This is a genomic window from Helicobacter aurati (assembly GCF_003364265.1).
Taxonomy (GTDB): Bacteria; Campylobacterota; Campylobacteria; order Campylobacterales; family Helicobacteraceae; genus Helicobacter_A; species Helicobacter_A aurati.
In genome coordinates this window covers 1-16,587 of record NZ_NXLW01000020.1, presented here as the reverse complement: position 1 = coordinate 16,587, position 16,587 = coordinate 1, and the positions used below count along the sequence as shown (strand labels likewise).

Annotated in this window: 26 protein-coding genes; 18 read left to right on the top strand and 8 right to left on the bottom strand. The window is 26.9% G+C overall.

Annotated features, from left to right (window positions below):
• Nucleotides 1–82: 82 nt before the first annotated feature.
• The 6 genes from CQA66_RS08320 to thyX all read right to left on the bottom strand — a co-directional run bounded on the left by CQA66_RS08320 (nt 83) and on the right by thyX (nt 3,969).
• Nucleotides 83–1,087 carry a phage head morphogenesis protein gene (locus CQA66_RS08320; RefSeq protein WP_115582623.1) on the bottom strand — a complete coding sequence of 335 codons (1,005 nt, stop codon included), beginning with the start codon at nt 1,085–1,087 and terminating at the stop codon, nt 83–85.
• Nucleotides 1,071–1,427: a hypothetical protein gene (locus tag CQA66_RS08315; protein ID WP_115582622.1), complete on the bottom strand. Its 357-nt coding sequence runs from the start codon at nt 1,425–1,427 to the stop codon at nt 1,071–1,073. Before CQA66_RS08315 ends, CQA66_RS08320 begins: the two co-directional genes overlap by 17 nt.
• A gap of 220 nt (nt 1,428–1,647) precedes the next feature.
• Nucleotides 1,648–2,256 carry a single-stranded DNA-binding protein gene (locus CQA66_RS08310; RefSeq protein WP_115582621.1) on the bottom strand — a complete coding sequence of 203 codons (609 nt, stop codon included), beginning with the start codon at nt 2,254–2,256 and terminating at the stop codon, nt 1,648–1,650.
• Nucleotides 2,257–2,279: 23 nt separating this feature from the next.
• Nucleotides 2,280–2,921, bottom strand: a complete 642-nt coding sequence (locus CQA66_RS08305; RefSeq protein ID WP_115582620.1) for a protein-tyrosine phosphatase family protein — start codon at nt 2,919–2,921, stop codon at nt 2,280–2,282.
• Nucleotides 2,922–2,931: 10 nt separating this feature from the next.
• Nucleotides 2,932–3,225, bottom strand: a complete 294-nt coding sequence (locus tag CQA66_RS08300) for a hypothetical protein (RefSeq protein ID WP_115582619.1) — start codon at nt 3,223–3,225, stop codon at nt 2,932–2,934.
• Between the two features lie 72 nt (nt 3,226–3,297).
• Nucleotides 3,298–3,969 carry an FAD-dependent thymidylate synthase gene (gene thyX, locus CQA66_RS08295; RefSeq protein ID WP_115582618.1) on the bottom strand — a complete coding sequence of 224 codons (672 nt, stop codon included), beginning with the start codon at nt 3,967–3,969 and terminating at the stop codon, nt 3,298–3,300.
• 613 nt (nt 3,970–4,582) lie between these two features.
• Between thyX and CQA66_RS08290 the strand changes: the two genes are divergently transcribed.
• From CQA66_RS08290 to CQA66_RS08195, 18 genes are all read left to right on the top strand, one after another.
• Nucleotides 4,583–5,623, top strand: a complete 1,041-nt coding sequence (locus tag CQA66_RS08290) for a replication initiation protein (protein WP_115582617.1) — start codon at nt 4,583–4,585, stop codon at nt 5,621–5,623.
• Between the two features lie 47 nt (nt 5,624–5,670).
• Nucleotides 5,671–6,453, top strand: coding sequence for a PD-(D/E)XK nuclease-like domain-containing protein (locus tag CQA66_RS08285; protein WP_115582616.1), 783 nt, complete (start codon nt 5,671–5,673; stop codon nt 6,451–6,453).
• A 14-nt stretch (nt 6,454–6,467) separates the two neighbouring features.
• Entirely contained in the window at nt 6,468–6,947 is a 480-nt protein-coding gene (locus CQA66_RS08280; protein WP_115582615.1) for a hypothetical protein, read from the top strand.
• Nucleotides 6,944–7,336, top strand: a complete 393-nt coding sequence (locus CQA66_RS08275) for a YopX family protein (protein WP_115582614.1) — start codon at nt 6,944–6,946, stop codon at nt 7,334–7,336. Before CQA66_RS08280 ends, CQA66_RS08275 begins: the two co-directional genes overlap by 4 nt.
• Nucleotides 7,326–7,568, top strand: coding sequence for a transcriptional regulator (locus CQA66_RS08270; RefSeq protein WP_115582613.1), 243 nt, complete (start codon nt 7,326–7,328; stop codon nt 7,566–7,568). Before CQA66_RS08275 ends, CQA66_RS08270 begins: the two co-directional genes overlap by 11 nt.
• A gap of 99 nt (nt 7,569–7,667) precedes the next feature.
• On the top strand, nt 7,668–8,474 hold the full coding sequence (locus CQA66_RS08265; RefSeq protein ID WP_115582612.1) for a recombinase RecT: 807 nt from the start codon (nt 7,668–7,670) through the stop codon (nt 8,472–8,474).
• Nucleotides 8,475–8,496: 22 nt separating this feature from the next.
• A complete protein-coding gene (locus CQA66_RS08260; RefSeq protein ID WP_115582611.1) occupies nt 8,497–8,910 on the top strand; it encodes a VRR-NUC domain-containing protein in 414 nt (137 codons plus the stop codon).
• A gap of 148 nt (nt 8,911–9,058) precedes the next feature.
• A complete protein-coding gene (locus CQA66_RS09330; protein WP_181882260.1) occupies nt 9,059–9,364 on the top strand; it encodes a hypothetical protein in 306 nt (101 codons plus the stop codon).
• On the top strand, nt 9,357–9,785 hold the full coding sequence (locus CQA66_RS08250; protein ID WP_115582609.1) for a hypothetical protein: 429 nt from the start codon (nt 9,357–9,359) through the stop codon (nt 9,783–9,785). Before CQA66_RS09330 ends, CQA66_RS08250 begins: the two co-directional genes overlap by 8 nt.
• 457 nt (nt 9,786–10,242) lie before the next feature.
• Entirely contained in the window at nt 10,243–10,527 is a 285-nt protein-coding gene (locus CQA66_RS08245; protein ID WP_115582608.1) for a sigma-70 family RNA polymerase sigma factor, read from the top strand.
• Nucleotides 10,528–10,537: 10 nt separating this feature from the next.
• Nucleotides 10,538–11,074: a hypothetical protein gene (locus tag CQA66_RS08240; protein ID WP_115582607.1), complete on the top strand. Its 537-nt coding sequence runs from the start codon at nt 10,538–10,540 to the stop codon at nt 11,072–11,074.
• Between the two features lie 364 nt (nt 11,075–11,438).
• On the top strand, nt 11,439–11,879 hold the full coding sequence (locus tag CQA66_RS08230) for a D-Ala-D-Ala carboxypeptidase family metallohydrolase (protein WP_115582605.1): 441 nt from the start codon (nt 11,439–11,441) through the stop codon (nt 11,877–11,879).
• A gap of 12 nt (nt 11,880–11,891) precedes the next feature.
• A complete protein-coding gene (locus tag CQA66_RS08225; RefSeq protein WP_115582604.1) occupies nt 11,892–12,533 on the top strand; it encodes a hypothetical protein in 642 nt (213 codons plus the stop codon).
• A 228-nt stretch (nt 12,534–12,761) separates the two neighbouring features.
• Nucleotides 12,762–13,289, top strand: coding sequence for a hypothetical protein (locus tag CQA66_RS08215; protein ID WP_115582602.1), 528 nt, complete (start codon nt 12,762–12,764; stop codon nt 13,287–13,289).
• Nucleotides 13,290–13,291: 2 nt separating this feature from the next.
• Complete coding sequence (locus tag CQA66_RS08210; protein ID WP_115582601.1) at nt 13,292–13,663, top strand: hypothetical protein; 372 nt, start codon at nt 13,292–13,294, stop codon at nt 13,661–13,663.
• A gap of 93 nt (nt 13,664–13,756) precedes the next feature.
• Complete coding sequence (locus CQA66_RS08205; RefSeq protein ID WP_115582600.1) at nt 13,757–13,969, top strand: hypothetical protein; 213 nt, start codon at nt 13,757–13,759, stop codon at nt 13,967–13,969.
• The gene (locus tag CQA66_RS08200) at nt 13,969–14,688 is read left to right on the top strand and encodes an N-6 DNA methylase (protein WP_115582599.1); all 720 of its coding nucleotides are present in this window, start codon (nt 13,969–13,971) and stop codon (nt 14,686–14,688) included. The genes CQA66_RS08205 and CQA66_RS08200 overlap by 1 nt, the downstream gene beginning before the upstream one ends.
• A gap of 163 nt (nt 14,689–14,851) precedes the next feature.
• On the top strand, nt 14,852–15,088 hold the full coding sequence (locus CQA66_RS08195) for a hypothetical protein (RefSeq protein WP_115582598.1): 237 nt from the start codon (nt 14,852–14,854) through the stop codon (nt 15,086–15,088).
• A gap of 24 nt (nt 15,089–15,112) precedes the next feature.
• Here the strand turns inward: CQA66_RS08195 and CQA66_RS08190 are convergent, their stop codons facing one another.
• Nucleotides 15,113–16,078, bottom strand: coding sequence for a hypothetical protein (locus CQA66_RS08190; RefSeq protein ID WP_115582597.1), 966 nt, complete (start codon nt 16,076–16,078; stop codon nt 15,113–15,115).
• A 10-nt stretch (nt 16,079–16,088) separates the two neighbouring features.
• The coding region (locus CQA66_RS08185; protein WP_220271759.1) for a hypothetical protein at nt 16,089–16,587 on the bottom strand (499 nt) is incomplete at its 5' end.

The window sequence follows — 16,587 nt, the reverse complement described above, 5'->3', positions numbered from 1 at the left end:
TTTAATTTATGATGTAAGTATAATGTAGTTTTTCTTAAAATAAGCTTAAATTTTACACTTTTTAAAAATTTTAGTATAAATTTTATATCTCAACTATTTTATACCCCAACCCTACTTTTTCTACTTTTTGATTAGCATTAAGATAAATCGGTGCTGCGATACATCTACAATTAACACGTTGCGAGGGGTGTCCCTTTGTCCCATAAGTATCTATTATAGCCTCCGGTGTATCATATCTAAATATTTTACCATTCAAACGCTTATGTTCCTTTGATACTCTCTCATCCTCTGCCGTTACCCATTTATAAAATTCAAAACCTGCCTGTGTAGCTCGGATTGTTGAAATAGCATTTAAGCCTTTTGAAGTTTGGTCTCTTGCAATAGTCTCTATACGTCTATTTGATATGCCCTTAATTCTTTGCAATGATTCTTTTATCTGTGATAAATCTCCCCCTACACTTGAATTATAAAGTATGCTGTCTAAAGATTCTAAAATTTCGCTTGGGATAGATTTAATAAGACTTATATTATTTTGTTGCATAAGTTTAAGTTTTTCGTTCATATCTTTATTAAATCCAAAATCTTTAAACTTAATCCCAAAAGCCATTTTAAAGCCAACATTCAAGCTATTAATCATTTTTCTTATTTGTCTATTAGTAATAATCTTAGCACGTTTATTTGTGATTATGTTAATGTTATGTTTTACTTTATTAAGTCTATCCGTGAAACTGTCATTTTTTGAATATGTGAGACTATCGCTTGAAACTCTTTCTAAATCGCTTAATGTAGTCTTTATTTCGTTCCCATACGAATCAATAAGTCTAACTTCATTGTCAAATATATTTTGAATAGTTAAATTCCCTAGATAGCTCATACTTTTAGATTCTACAATATCACCAACTAAATAACCAAGCGTTTCAGTTAAAGAATCTAATGCTATTAAATTGTCTTTTTTATATAAAGGTAAAACCCAATATTCAATAATATTAAAAATTTCTTTATGTAGTTTCTTTAATTCTCTTTTATATTCTCTCTCAAGTGCTAGTGTAGCATTCTTATTTAAGAATTTTTCATTTGTCTTTTTCATTGTAAAATTCTCTTAGAATATCTTTGCTTATCAAATATTTTTTTTTAAGTTCCTTGCATTCATTGCTCTCAACATGTATAACTTTATCTCTGTATTTCGTGGTTAAAACATCATATTTATTCTTTGTAACAATTATCTCTTTATTCCTGTTCTCTTGATAAACCTTATAATCAAGTTTTAGTTTCTCAATCGCTTTATTTTGATTATCTAGTAGCCCCTCTAAATGTTTATTCTTATATTGTTCGCTTGCAAGCTCTTTATTTACACTATCAAACAATTTAAACATAGTTATAAGCCCAATCAACAATATTATACATGCTACACTTAGCCCTTTAGTCATTATTATCACCTATGCAAAAATTTAAATCTTTTTCTAGTAGCTCGGTATATACTGCTAAATTCTTTAAATCTTGTATTAAATTATCTGAATAAGCTGGCTTAGAAATCTTATCAACATTACACTTAATAGGTATCTTGACTTCTTTATAGATAACTTGAGTCTTGTTACTGCAACCTAAGGATAAAAATAAAAATAATGATGTGATAAATATTCTCATTAGTTAAAAAGGTATCTCTTGTTCGTATTCTTGTTGATTTATATTAACGTTGTTATATTGTTGTTGTGTCTGTGTTGACTGTTGTTTATTGTTTAATCCCCTCTGATGTATTTGTTGTAATACTTGTTTAGCTGTGCTGTTATTATTTATTGTGTGTTGCTGTGATTGTTGATTGATATTCACTTGATTAGTAATATCTTGTTGATTTTGTATATTCATAGTATTATTTTGTTGATATTGTTTCTGCGCTTCGTAATAATCCTGCGTATTAGAATTTTGTGCCACACTATTTTTAACATCTATAAATTCGAATTTTTCGCAAAGAACGTAAGTTTTTGTGATATTAACTCCTTGTTGATTGACATAGCTTGACTGCATTAATTTACCCTCAATAAGTATTTTACTGCCCTTACCACAATATTTACTTAAAATCTCTGCGCTATTCCCAAAGATTGAAATATCTACAAAGCACGTATTCTCTTTTATCTCGCCATCTTGTTTTTTAATTTTTTCATTTACTGCGATAGTAGAATCACACACTGACATTCCCGTATTAATATATCTCAAATTAACATCTTTAGTTAATCTACCTGACAATATAACCTTATTCATTGCTATTTCTCCTTTTTTTCTAATTAAGCTACATATAACTCGATATCGTCTTTTTCCTGAACTATCTTTGAAATATTCTTTTCATAGTCAAAATAAAAAAATGCATTATCACGGAATAAGTGATTTAATATTTCGCTATTAAATTCAATATCTATATTATCAATACTAGTATTTATTTTATCCTCAAATACATACTGATTATTTTCTTTGTCATATAGATATAAAATATTATCTAACAAAATAATATTAGTGAATTGATAATCTAATAAATTACAAATATTATAAGTAAATAAAAACTTAAAATCGTTTTCTATAACATTTTTTAGATTTAAAACTTTATTTTTTGTAATTAAATCATATCTATAAACTACATCTTGAAAATCTTTAAACCTGCCAATCATAATATATTCACTGGTTGATTTCGAGTTCAAACGATTAAACTCAAATTCTAATTTTCTACCAATCAAAGCAAAAGATAACATCTCCGCATTTATTGCTATATCTGAAATCAATTCATGATTATCTTGTCTTATCAATAAGAGAATTTTACCATTTGTAACAAATTGATAGTATTTAGTGAAATATATAAAATTATTATAATCACAATCTTTATTCACAAGTGAAAAATATATCAAAGATTTATTTACTTTTATTTTCTCTGACATATCAAAATCCTTAATTAATAAATATTATCTTAATACCTAATCTAGATATATTTATTTTTGACTTAAATACAAAATTATTTTTCATTTCATTAATCCTGTCATTTACATATAATTTTACACCATCTACAAAATCACTATTAAATTTGTTGTAGTTATCATGAAACAAAATAACTATTTTTTTGTTTTCTAAATCTAATAATATGCAATCTCTATTATATCCCTTATGATAATATTTAATATAGTCTGTAACCCACTCATTAACATAAGGAATTATAACATTATGTAAAAATGTATCACTTATCATTAATCTAACCTTTGACTTCTGATAAGAAAATAATACTACAATTACACTTAAATAATCCTTAAAATACAAATTTTACATTACTTTTTTTGTCTTATCAAACTTCACACTACCCTTAAACAAATACTTATGACTATGTGGTAGATTGGAGTAAATAGCTAATGCCAACTTCCTAATCTCAAATAATGCTCTCTTATCGGTGCGTAATTCAAAAAAGTTTTGTAATGAACGTGCGTTAATAGTGAAATAAAGATTAGTTCGATAAGCCTCAGGTAAAGCATATTTAGCCACATCGTTAGCCTTACCATTCACTAGCAATTCCCTTAATTTCTCCAATGAATGAATAATTGCATTATTTGTTTCGTTGTCTTGTGTAAAAACTACCCACTTACTAGCTCTATCAAAATTAACGCTATCAATCGGTAAAAAGCTATCTTGTTGTCTTAACTCTTTCAGTGTGTATCTTGTGCTCTTGACAGAATAACTTGCCATTCTATGCCGTGTTAATTCAATCAAACACGCTCTACTTATGCCTTTAATCTCAAATGAATAGCTTAAATGCTCTAAAACCGATTTATGCTTAAACTTATTCCCAACTCTATCGATTAACTCTAAATCAGCCTTATTTGAAGCTTTATCGAAGCTATCCCAACATGTCCTAACTCCACCTACACACACGTTTAAAGGCGTGTAATGTAAAAGTATCACTGAAAAAGATAAATTCTTTTTATTTTGTATTTTATTCATTGAAACTAACCTTTGATTTAAATTCAATCAACAACATACAAAAGTGAACCTTTCGGTTTCGACTTCGATAAAAGAACAAAACAGCAAAATTTAGCTTTACAACAATACACTTATGCTAAAACTAAAATTTAATCTCTGATAACAAAGACACTGAAACTATAACACACAAAAGTAAACAAAAAAAATAACCCCCAAAATTTTCTAAAAAATCTTAAAAATCTAACGAAACAAAAAACTCAAAAAATTGAATTTTTGTTGGTAAGCTAATAATGAGAATTAAAAAGAAAAAATAGCGCACGTCTCGCGTGCGCGTTATATTTAACATTTTAATTTTAATTTTAATTTATTTATAATGTATACGTGGGTTAATTTTTTTTTAGTATTTTAATTTTTAAATCTAGCATTATTATTTTTAAATTATCGCATTAGACCTTTAAAATATCGCAAAAGTTAGAGTGGTGAAAATGAGAATGAGCCAAATTCCACAGATTTTAATAAAAAGTTTAAAATTATCTTGACAAGTGAAAAATTTAATAATATACTTACATATATTTTTAAAAACAAGTTACTTTTTTAAAGTATTTAGTTTAATAAAAAATTAAAGGTTAAAAATATGAAAGAAAATTTCAAAATCACATTGTCAAATTTTTTCGCAAATTTAGAGTATAAAATTAGCAATAAAGAGTGCAAATTTTTTTTTATGATGCTGTCAAAAATTAATGTTTTTTGTCATGATAAAAATAGTGTTTATTGTTTAGATAGAGAGGAATTTTATAATTCATCTGAGATAGAAAATATTCTCTCTTATCAACAAATAAAATCGATTATCAAAAAATTAAGAGATAAAGTTGCCTTTAGTGTAATTGGAAATGAGAGAAAAGAAATTAAATTTTTTGAGTTTATAGAATATGAAAACCAGACAATAATCTATAAATTTCATGAAGATTTTAACCCTTATATTTCAAAGCAAGAAAACAATTTTTCAAGTATTTTTTATTCTGAGTTAATTCATTTAAAGCTTGCATATTCAATTAAATTATATTGTTATATAACAAGTAATCTAGGTAAAAACATTTCTGATTTCAGAATTGATTTTTTAAAATTACAAAATATTTTAGGTGTGCCAGAATCTTCAAGACAATATAAATATTTTAGATACCATATTTTAAAAAAGGTAATTAATGAAATAAACCAATTCACCTCGGTAAACATAATTTTCGCTAAATATCTCAAGACAATAAACGAAATTAGATTTTTGTGTAAATTTAAAGAATTCCAAGAAATTAAACAAATAGAAAACAATGTTACTGAAATACACAATAAAATAGATTATGAAAAAAATAATGTAGAAAAACTATCAGATAAAAAGTTAATTATAGATTTTATAAATAATAACATAGGAAAAACTTTATTAATAAACAATGAATTATTAAAGGTAAATAGTTGGAACTACGGGGATAATAATTCAAGTGTTTTTATAGAATTTTATAATGAAGACACAGGTAAAAAATTTAAATCTGAAATCAAAAATGAAAAATATTTAACTCTACTTAAAGAAGCTTTAGATAACGCCAATAAACTACATGATTTAAATAAGAATGAAAATTCAATAAATAAAATTAAGAATACAATTAAACACTTAAGCAAAAGTTAAGTATAAATAAAGTATAATTATTTCAATTTTAATATAAAGGTTAGATTATGACAAGTCAAGATTATTTTAATCACGAGGCTTTAAGTGCAAGCAAAATTAAGTTAATTCTTAAAAATCCATACTACTACTTTAATGGCATTGAAGAACCAAAAAGTCCAAATTTTGAGTTCGGAGAAAAAGTTCATAAATTAGTCTTAGAATCTGATTTATCTTACACTAAAGAAAATCAAAAAGTAGTTGTATTACAAGACTTCGGGGATTTGAGATTAAAGAAAAACAAAGAAGCTAAAGAAGCTTTTTATTCAGAGCATGCAAATGATTATATAGTTACAAGTGAAGAGTTTGAATGCGCTAAAGCTGTGTTAGATTCACCTTTTAACATGTTTTTTAGTGATAACAATTCTAAACATGAATACATAGAGTTCGGGCAAATATTTCACAGGGATTTCAAATGCAAGGCTGATTGTTTTATCCCTAAACAAGACAATATAAATTTATGTATTGATTTAAAAACTTGCAATGATATTTCAGAGAGAGCATTCACTAATTCAGTTTTAGCTTATGGCTATCATATACAATCTTTTATATATAAAGAGTTGTTACATTGTGAAACTTTTTTATTTGTATGTGTAGAAAAATCTACTAAACAAGTTGCTTGTTATAATTTAACTGCGGATGCGTGGATGAATCGAGCCAGCATAGATATAAACAAAGCTTTACATATACTAGACAATAAAGATATTTATAATAAGCCTTATAAAGTGTTTGGAATAGATGAGACTAATAACCCTATATATATTAAAGATTTACCACCACCAGCTTATTTATAATTAAAGGTAAAGTTATGTTAGTAGATTTCACGAATGCAAATAAGAGATTAAAAAAGTGGCGTAATGAAAGGCATATTGATATGTTAAAACAAAGAGAAAGTTTACTCCCTAATATCTTGGAGGAAATAACAGAATATCTAAGGGCAACAAACAATCATGACAAAATTAACGCATTATGTGATATGTCAATTTTTATTTTAAATGCCTATGAAATAGAAAAAGTTTTTATAAAGAGTTTTGATGATTTCCCATTCAACTGCATTAATTTCATTTATATGGGCAGGTTAAAAAGTATTGTTAGCTTGGAATTTTTGCTTGGATTTATAGCGTCAGAATTTAAGGTTATCAAATATGATTATTTGCCTTGTCTATACGAAACAATAAAAGAGATTGAATCTAGGATAGGTCATTGGGATAATAATATAAATAAATGGGTTAAAGAAACTCAATATGAGAAAATTTATACACCAAATTATGAGGATTATAAAATATGATACTAAGTAATTTACAATTTAGAGTTTGGAATAAGAATAAAAAAGAGTTTTCTTATTCAATGTTGGTAGGTAGTGAGGTTAATGGCGGCGGGGATAATTTAGTTTATTTTGTTGATTTTATCTCAAAAGAATATTTAAAAAGCGTTAAAGAGGTAGACTATGATTTAGATTTATGGACAGGTATAAAAGATAACATAGGAAATAAAATTTATGTTAATGATATTGTCAAATTTGAGAATATAGAGTATTTAGTATTATTTGATTATGGATTTATTTTAAAAGGTGAAAATAAGACAAGATACCTAAGAGATGTTTTAAATAATTTAAAGTTTAATGATTTCGAGGTCATTGGGAACATAAGACAAAAGGAAAATAAAAGTGAAAAATAACAAAGATAATTTAGTCAAAATCGTTTCCAAAAGGCTTAATGTAGGATATGTTGAATTATCCGAGATATTGGGTTATAGTAGGTCATCGATTGCTAATGCGGCTAGAAAAAACAAAATAAGTAAGCCTATGGTTAGGTCTTTGGAATTATTGCTTGAATTGCAAGATATTAAAGAGCAGATAAAAGAAGTTGATAATTTTAAATCAAAAATGAAAAATTTTATTGATACTTGATAGATAAAAAATAATACAAATTTTATACTTTTTACACATTTTAAGTATATTTTAAGTTTAATTATATATAATTATATAAATTAAAATAAGGATTAGGTTATGGGAGATTTAATACAAAGAAAAAGACAAATAAACGAATTGCTATCAAATAAAGATATATGTTCGAGGTTATTGTCATTGTGTGATAACAATAAAGATAAGGCGGATTCATTCAAGGCTAATTTATTAAATATAGCTATGGATGCGAGCTTAATTACTTGTAGTGTACAAAGCATTATTAAATGTGCTTTAGATATTGCAAGCTTAAAATTGCCGCTATCTAAACAATTAGGAAAGGTTTATATAGTCCCCCGCAAAAAGAAAGATAAGATAACAAATTCTTACATCACAGAGGCGGAGACCATGATAGGTTATAAGGGGTGGTTAGAATTAGCTAAGAGAGCTAAACTAGCAATAAAAAGTTACATAGTATTTAAATGTGATAAATATTCACTTGAGATTGTTAATGGCAATGAGGTCTTAAATTTTGCCCCAGATTTTGACAATAGAGACGAATCAGATTCTGAATGGATTAAAAACAATTTAAAGGGCGTTATAGTAATTATCAAGGATACAAAGCTAAATGAAACATATATTAATTTTGTGAGTTCCAACACTTTAAATAAAATATCTAAATGTAGTGATAGCGTTAAGAATGGTAAATATTCCGCTTATAGTGATTGGTTAAGTGAAATGTACCAAGCTAAGGCGATTAAATATGTGGTATCAAAAAGTGCCATGACTGAAACATTAGGTGAAGCTGTATATATAGATAATTTAAGCGATAACCAAGATTTTAACATTCCACAAAATAATCGGCTATCAACTGAAAATTTAAATAAACTTATAAACGAAAACTATATTTAAAAAATTATTGTATAATATCAATATGAAAAAACAAAATAGAGAGCATAAGCTCCAAGTATCTATTTTCAGTTGGGCTGAATATAATTTAAAAAAATACCCCGAGCTAAAACTTTTAAACTCTAGCCTTAATGGTATATTTATTAAAAATAAACTTGCTAGCTACAATGCTAAATTAAGCGGTATGAAAAAGGGTTACCCAGATATATTCCTACCTGTTGCAAGATGTGGTTATCACGGGTTATTCATTGAATTAAAAGTAAATCAAGATAAGGATTTAAATATAAGTAAAGGTCGATTAACCAAGGAACAAGAGCAATGGTTAAAAGATTTAAACAATCAAGGATATTTAGCTGTGGTATCTTATGGATATGAATCTACAATAAAATTAATAGAAAATTATCTAAGAGGTAAATTATCAGATGAGACGTTACATTAGATTATGTAGTTTAGCTAACAATACAATCAAGCATTTTATATTTTGGGTATTTGGGATTATAATAACTTTTTGTATTCTACATTCATTCGGACAACATTATATATTATCAAAGATAATAACTAATCATAATCAAAAAATTAAAGATTGCTTGGGAAATAAAAAGATTATAGAATCTGATGAGGTATTTAGCGATAAGAGAGGCTTAGGATTTGACAATAACGTTTTACTTCAGATACAAGACAAAAACCTAAAGAATGCAAAAAGACAAGTTGAGATACAAAAGGAACAGATTAATTGTATCTTACAAACAATACACAACAGAAACGTTTATTCTCAATCATTACCGAATTTAATGGTTATATTATTTTTTAGCATTCCTTTTATTGTAATACCTTTATTTATATATGGTTGGTTGCAAAAAAAAAAAAAAAAAAAGGTAACTCTACATGAATGATTTAGTTTCATATATAGAATCAGTTTTATATAGTGGTTTTATATTGGGGGGTATTGGGTCTCTGATGGGTCTTTTAACTTTAAAGCTAAGAGGATTTAAAAATAGTGGTAAGTGGGGGTTCAACTTTGGGGAGACTGCCGTTATATTTATCCTAGGTAGTTTTACAGCGCATTCATTTAGTGGGCTAATCCCAGCAAATGGTTTTAAACTACCAGATACTGAAATATTAATTAATAGAGATTCATGCCTTACAATCATAGGTTCGATAAGCCCATTTTTATGGGTATCTATATTAAATAATACTGAAGTTATCGCAGGTATAATTAAAAAAATCTTGAGTAATAAAGTGGTTATTGTTCATGATAAAGAAAACGAAAAAAAACAAGATAAGCAAGAAAACTCAGAAAATAAAAATAATTAAGATTAATTTAAGTTATTAAATAATATAATTTTATCGTAGGTGCAAGGTTATTTTTTCTTAACTAAGTAATCTAATCCTTGATTTAGAATATTTTGTATTCATTTTTCCTTTGATATTGTTTATTGCACCTACGATGACTCTAACCTTACGTATTTTATACTCCTTTTTTTCTTTAGACGATATGAATTTCACGATCCTTACGATAAGCCTCGAGAGAGGCGAAAATCATTTAAAAAAGTATAAATTAAGTATTATTTAAGATAACAAATAGTATAATTATATATATGTAATTACAAAGGTAGCTTTGTATCCAAGCTTAAAAACCATTACATATAAATTAAAACTAGTAGTTTATTGAATATACGATTAAGTAGTTATTGTAAGGTTGTCGATAACTATTTATATATTATTAATGTGTTCTTTGGAATATATCAATAATATATTATGAGGTTTTTACATGAGAAGAAAAAGAGGTTCGTTTATTGATTCCTATAATTCGTTTTCAAAAGTAGAAAAAGATTATTTAAGAAGGAAACTATCAAATACAAAAAAAATCAATGATATTATAAAAGCATTATATGATAGGGAATTTTTAGTAAATCATCCTATGAGCTTTAAAGAGATAGGTGATAATTTAAGAATTTCAGAAATTGAAGCCAAAATAATATTTAATAACGCATTAATTAAATTAAGAAAAAGCGAACAAGCCAAAAAACTAAAAGAATACCTAGAAAACTATTAAGGATTTTATCATGAAATTGGCAAAACCAAATACTTATTACGCATTAATTGAGAATGAAAAAGTTAAATGTGTATATCCACCAGGCGCAGTAAGTCAATGGGATGAAAAAGAATTAAACCTTATCCCTTGTGATGAGTATAATGAGGTTGGGGATATTGTAGAAAATGGGATTATAAAGGGTCCTGATATAGATTCTATTAAAAAAAAGAAACTTAATGACTTGGAAATGAATTATTCACTTGCAACAGAGAATAAGCTTTTTAGTTATCAAGAGATAGAAACATTTAAAGAGCAAGAGCGTGAGTCAAACTTATTTATTAAAGACCCCCACGCTAATACACCTTTACTTGATATTTTAGCCTTAGAGAGAAACCAAGATAAAAAAGAGCTTGCTGAGAAAATTTTATCTAAATCAGAGAAAACAAATAAGAATATTTTAATCTTAAAAGCGAAGTATCTTACTCTTTGTAGTAAAATTAGGAATTGTGAAACAAAAGAGGAATTAGAATTATTAGATTTGACATTGGGAGTTAATAATGTGGATTAAATTATGTAGTAAATTCAAAGTATTTAAGTGTATAGATAACTTTATCTTATCCCAATCTATTTTAAAATAATATGAATGATATAGCAAAGTTTTACGAGTTCATGAATGCAAGCGAATATAAACAAAAACAATTTATATTAAATAATAAAGAATATGTTTTAATAAAAGATGTTAGATATGAAACAGATTTATTATTAAACCTTTATTATTATTCGATATGTAAAGGCGTGGAGATACTGAAAAATACAACACACTACAATATAAAATATATATCTCCACGCTCTTGCATATCTCAAGATATGTTTATATTAAACTTTGTAAAAGAAAGCTATAATAAATTTATTAAACTTAGGAGTCTTTTACCATGAAAGAAAATAAATATTTTAGAATTGATGAGTTTAAATGTAAATGTGGAAATTGTGAGTTGCCTCCCAACATGCCAAGCGATGAACTAATTGATGTCTTAGTTGAGATACGCGAACACTTTGATAAACCTTTAAAAATTAATAGTGGTTATAGGTGTCCAACTCATAATAAAAAAGTTGGCGGCGCACCTAAATCAAGGCATATTCAAGGGGACGCAGTAGATTTCATAATTAAAGATATTCCTACCGCTGACGTTTATAGACACGTTATATCAACATATAATGAACGACCTTTTGGGATAGCTTTAAGTGTTAATGAAAGCAATATTTTTAAAGGATTCGTTCATTTGGATACAAGAGGTTATAAAGCTAGGTGGGGGTATAATGACGCAGGCAAAAAGTTAGCCGCAGCTATTCACGAAGAGTTAAACATTGTGTAAGGATATATTTTAATGTCGGATTTAAAAGAGTATTTAGATAGGATAGAAACAGAGATAAGAATTAGTAATATGTCTGAAGTTGAGAGACAAAAGCTAAGAGACAAAAGCGATAAGATATTACAAAAGGCACTGCGTAAGACAAAAAAAAGAGTTAGTAAGTATAATCATATAATAGTAACTACAAAAGATAACTATTTCCCAATTAGTTTAATTGCTAAGATAGGAAATACTAGCAGTGCTTTTAGACAAAAAGTTTATAATGCTTTGAAAAAACAAAAAATACAGACTTACGAGTATTATTGTGATTTTACAAAAAGCTCTTGCATTTGTTTAGAAAAAAAAGATTTAGAAAAAGCTAAGGTAATAATAAATGAATGCAAAAAAAGAATTTATGGCACTGGTATTAAAAGAATATATAATTTAAAGATAAATATTAATGAAACCTATAATGGCAAGTTAATTAAAGATATTTTAGAAGAGAAAGGTATTAATGATAAAATATTAAGAAAAAGGATTTATGCGGGTTGGAATTTCGATGATGCTTTGAATACTGAAAAATATGGTTCACGTTCACGGTATCACGAAGTTAGAACAAATATGATAAATATAAGAAAAAATAAATATGCCAAACTACAAAAAAAATATACCTATTAAAGATTTTTACATGACTTACAAGACAATACTAAAAGACAAGGAATGTATAATCAATGTAGAATCCCAAGATAATAAAAGATTATATATAACAGCAACTAAAGATAATACATTATATAATCTTGAAATCATTAGTATATTTCATGAAAGTCTAAAAGATATTAAAGTTAATGGTCTAAAACAAAGAATAGATAAACTTTTAATTAAGAGAATGGAAAAAGAAGGGTTGATATGAAACAATTATTTTATTTCGCATTTGGTGTATTGATAATGTTTTTTATGCTATCAAATAATCTTTATTCAAATCCAAGCTATGACTTAGAAACAATGAAAATCGAAAAAGAAAATCGCAAGTCAAACGATTATGCTAATTATTTCATGTGTAAATACAAAAAAGAATTAAATTTATCTATTAATTCGTGCGAAACAATCAAAGCGGCAATTAATGCGGTTAAAGCCTCTGAAGCAATAGAAAAACTTTTAAATAATCTAAGCGAAAAATATATTAATGATAATGATACATACGCATTAACACCCGAAGTATTGATTAAGCGATTTAATGAAAATGATTTAAATAGTTTGAGAATATTAGAAAATAGACTTGACAGAGCTAAAAAAGATTTTTGTTTATATCATTCGAGATTAAACGAAAAAGAACGCGAATATTTGGAAAATAGCAATCTTAAATATAATAATAGATTATTATACAACGAAATAGGTGCGAATGATTTTTGTAGTGATTTTGAAAAAAAGAAATAATCATGTATGATTTACAAATAATAGAGTTATTGCTTTCAGAGAAAAAAAAAGAATATGGGGATTTTAAAGATATTGCTAATTATGTAATGGAATTTTATAAAATCAACATTGCAATCAATCCACATATACAAAAATTTACAAAGGATAAAAGAAACGCCACAAAACTAACCTTTATTATGCTCGGATTAAAATTAGCAAGGTTGAATATACAATCAGACAATCAAGACACTTTGAAAGACTTTTTTGCATACGTAAGACTTTTTAATAAAAGTGTAAATAAGAAAATCACTTTAATTAATACTAAGAATTCTACACACCAACAAATAGAATTAATCAACCAAGCAAATAATACAATCAGAGATTATTCTACTTAAGAGTATAAAATCTAAATTAAAAAAAAAACATTTTAAGTATATTTTAAGTTTAATTAGTATATAATTACATATATCAAAAGTAATGATTAGGTTATGAAATTTTCATCAGAAAAAGCAAGCAATAAACAAAAACAATTATTAGAGGTATTAAGCAATCACTGCTGTAATGTATTTGCACCAGAAGGGGATAAAATTCTTATTAGATTTTATGGATACAAAGCAAAACAAATAAAATCAATACTTGAAGAATATAGTATTAAAGTTGATAAAGTAAGAAAATATGATGATATGGAGGTTATTTACTAGTGAAAGAATATTCAAAATTACAAGAAATTAAACAATCTAAGAAAAAATACGCTGAATTTATCACAAATGATAATTTAAGGCGATTTTTAGCTGAAAAAGTTAAAGAGTATTGCGGGGATATCCCTTTAAATGTTATTGATATATGCGCAGGTAGCGGACAGCTTTGTCAATACCTAAATATTAAAAATTTAAAGGCTGTTGAAATTCAGAAAGATAGTTGCCAAACATTAAAAGAAAACTTCCCAAATGCCGAAATTTACAATCAATCGTTTTTTACATATCAAGACACAAATGACAATGATGTAGTAGTGTGTAATTATCCATTTTCATTAAAATTTAAAGAATTAACGCAAGATGATAAGGATAATATAAAAAAACTATTTCAATATAAAAAGTCTGGAATTTGTGATGATATATTTATCTTGAAATCACTTTTGAATGCTAAACGATACGCATTTATTATATGCGCCGCTGGTATATCTTTTAGGAATGATAGCAAGATATTAAGGCAAAAAATAGGTAATAATTTAGCCGAGTTAATAAATTGCACTGATTGTTTCTCTGACACTAAAATTAATGTATTATTAATGATTATTGACTTGCAAAAAACAAATAATACTTATAAGACTAGTTTATATGATGGTAGCAAAAATTGTATTTTATCCCAAGATATTAAAGAGGTAAATACTGAAATGTATTATTGTCTTAATAAAATATGAACTCATAAAGATATTAAAGATATTAAAGATATTTATACATTAAATTTTAATAATCTTCAATCTTTCTTACAATTACAAAATGTTATATGTTCTTTAGATAAACAACAAAAAGACTTATTTGTCAAGTATTTAAATGATTTTAGTGCTTTGATAAATAGTTATATTGCCCGCATTACCAAACATAACAGGGCAGGTTGGTGGAATACGTGCCACTGAAATGCCCTATGCTAGCGGTTGTAATAGTGTAACAGCGGCAGCTAACAATAGATTAGGTGCTGGTGGTTACACCGTGAATACATTAATTAATACTAATGCTAAACTATGTAATCCTATCTATAAAGATAATCACAACGACGTAACGCCTTTTAACTTTAATTTAAATATTGACATTAAGGTTTAAGGTTTAGAGTTATCCTAAGAATACTTATATTTTAACCAATATATTTATATTGAAATTGTAGGGGATAACGTCGTTAATATTATCTTTGTATATAGGATTACCTGCGCTTAGGTTTATTTCAACACCAGAACCACTGCCGCCTTTACCACCTGCGCCAGGATAACCTCTATTATACCAAGCTTGACAAATGCCATTAAGATAATCTAAGCCGCCTTGTGTATTTGCTATTTTAAAATTACCCTTAACATTTGGTAATGCGGGCAATTGTAGTTCGTTAAAACTTCTATTAGAATCTACCTCGCTGCCGTTACTCCACACACGTGGGTGATAACCCCTTATATCTTGAAGTGAAAACGTATCGTCTGATTCTTTTACAAATATCCCAACTTTATCGCCTATCTGTGAAGTCTTTAATAATTCTCTAATTCTTTTATATTCAACCATGCTAAATTGTTTCGTAAGAATATCACTTGCATTAACTCTAATGTAGCCAGGTGGTGCAGGTAAATTCATAAAATCAAAATATGCGAACCCTATTTGATTGCCGTCATCAATTAGCCATGTATCAAATAATGCGCTCTCTGAATATGGGTTTAATGTATTATTGGGGATAAGTGAAATAACCCTTATCTTTTGAATATATGTTGATTCTGTGTTATTGTAAGTAGTTGGTGTTTGTATTAATTGTCTTGAATACGTGTTATAATTTAATAGACAGCCCTCGCCCACATTATAGCCGCCATTTTGTAAAATATCAAAATCTAAATCACGGGTAGTAGCCCTTTGTAGTTGTTGAATGGTATCGGTTATCATATTTAAGAGATAGTTAAAATTTTCTCTGTTAATCCACTCACCGCCTGCGTCAGGTGGTAATTCATAATATTTATTATAACCTCTTAAAAAATCAATCGGAGAATTGCCATCTGGTTTAAATGGAAATGCAAGCTTATCGCCTTCATGTGCGAATGGGACTTGAATATATTTAGCCATGTTTTTACCTTTAATTATTTTTATGTATTTCGGTTTCTAAATTTTCTTTAGTGATGATTGTAGCTCGGATTGGTGCTACATTATGCGTTTCAGTTTCTAGCACATTATTAGGTAGCAATTTATAGATGTGTTTATCTATCTTACCAAAGATAAATTTTTCTCTTATATCCATAATTAAAATTTGTAGTAATGTATTATTAAAGTGTTCATTTAATGCGGGTACGTTATCGTAATTTTGTGAATCTGTAATCATATATATGCCCACATTATCCCCGTTTTCAATCATGCAACTATTTACATCATCGCTATTTCGAAATAATAATTTCCAAGTGCACGTATTTTCTGGCGGGGGGAAATTATCTATTCCATAGTATAATTTTGCGTTATTTTGTAAATGCTCGCTTAATTGTATCCATTCCAAATAAAGCCCTTTATTTTCATTTGTTTTATTGTAGCATAAAAATATTAATAACGAACTACAATTGCCCGCATTACCAAATGTTAAGGGT

Excerpts from the sequence above, each read along its gene's own strand:
- CQA66_RS08190 (WP_115582597.1), bottom strand. The coding sequence starts at position 16,078 with ATGGCTAAATATATTCAAGTCCCATTCGCACATGAAGGCGATAAGCTT.
- CQA66_RS08260 (WP_115582611.1), top strand. The coding sequence starts at position 8,497 with ATGAAAAAACAAAATAGAGAGCATAAGCTCCAAGTATCTATTTTCAGT.
- thyX (WP_115582618.1), bottom strand. The coding sequence starts at position 3,969 with ATGAATAAAATACAAAATAAAAAGAATTTATCTTTTTCAGTGATACTT.
- CQA66_RS08240 (WP_115582607.1), top strand. The coding sequence starts at position 10,538 with ATGAAATTGGCAAAACCAAATACTTATTACGCATTAATTGAGAATGAA.
- CQA66_RS08280 (WP_115582615.1), top strand. The coding sequence starts at position 6,468 with ATGTTAGTAGATTTCACGAATGCAAATAAGAGATTAAAAAAGTGGCGT.
- CQA66_RS08205 (WP_115582600.1), top strand. The coding sequence starts at position 13,757 with ATGAAATTTTCATCAGAAAAAGCAAGCAATAAACAAAAACAATTATTA.
- CQA66_RS08315 (WP_115582622.1), bottom strand. The coding sequence starts at position 1,427 with ATGACTAAAGGGCTAAGTGTAGCATGTATAATATTGTTGATTGGGCTT.
- CQA66_RS08275 (WP_115582614.1), top strand. The coding sequence starts at position 6,944 with ATGATACTAAGTAATTTACAATTTAGAGTTTGGAATAAGAATAAAAAA.
- CQA66_RS08245 (WP_115582608.1), top strand. The coding sequence starts at position 10,243 with ATGAGAAGAAAAAGAGGTTCGTTTATTGATTCCTATAATTCGTTTTCA.
- CQA66_RS08230 (WP_115582605.1), top strand. The coding sequence starts at position 11,439 with ATGAAAGAAAATAAATATTTTAGAATTGATGAGTTTAAATGTAAATGT.
- CQA66_RS08225 (WP_115582604.1), top strand. The coding sequence starts at position 11,892 with ATGTCGGATTTAAAAGAGTATTTAGATAGGATAGAAACAGAGATAAGA.
- CQA66_RS08300 (WP_115582619.1), bottom strand. The coding sequence starts at position 3,225 with ATGATAAGTGATACATTTTTACATAATGTTATAATTCCTTATGTTAAT.
- CQA66_RS08290 (WP_115582617.1), top strand. The coding sequence starts at position 4,583 with ATGAAAGAAAATTTCAAAATCACATTGTCAAATTTTTTCGCAAATTTA.
- CQA66_RS08265 (WP_115582612.1), top strand. The coding sequence starts at position 7,668 with ATGGGAGATTTAATACAAAGAAAAAGACAAATAAACGAATTGCTATCA.
- CQA66_RS08310 (WP_115582621.1), bottom strand. The coding sequence starts at position 2,256 with ATGAATAAGGTTATATTGTCAGGTAGATTAACTAAAGATGTTAATTTG.
- CQA66_RS08320 (WP_115582623.1), bottom strand. The coding sequence starts at position 1,087 with ATGAAAAAGACAAATGAAAAATTCTTAAATAAGAATGCTACACTAGCA.
- CQA66_RS08305 (WP_115582620.1), bottom strand. The coding sequence starts at position 2,921 with ATGTCAGAGAAAATAAAAGTAAATAAATCTTTGATATATTTTTCACTT.
- CQA66_RS08250 (WP_115582609.1), top strand. The coding sequence starts at position 9,357 with ATGAATGATTTAGTTTCATATATAGAATCAGTTTTATATAGTGGTTTT.
- CQA66_RS08285 (WP_115582616.1), top strand. The coding sequence starts at position 5,671 with ATGACAAGTCAAGATTATTTTAATCACGAGGCTTTAAGTGCAAGCAAA.
- CQA66_RS08215 (WP_115582602.1), top strand. The coding sequence starts at position 12,762 with ATGAAACAATTATTTTATTTCGCATTTGGTGTATTGATAATGTTTTTT.
- CQA66_RS08210 (WP_115582601.1), top strand. The coding sequence starts at position 13,292 with ATGTATGATTTACAAATAATAGAGTTATTGCTTTCAGAGAAAAAAAAA.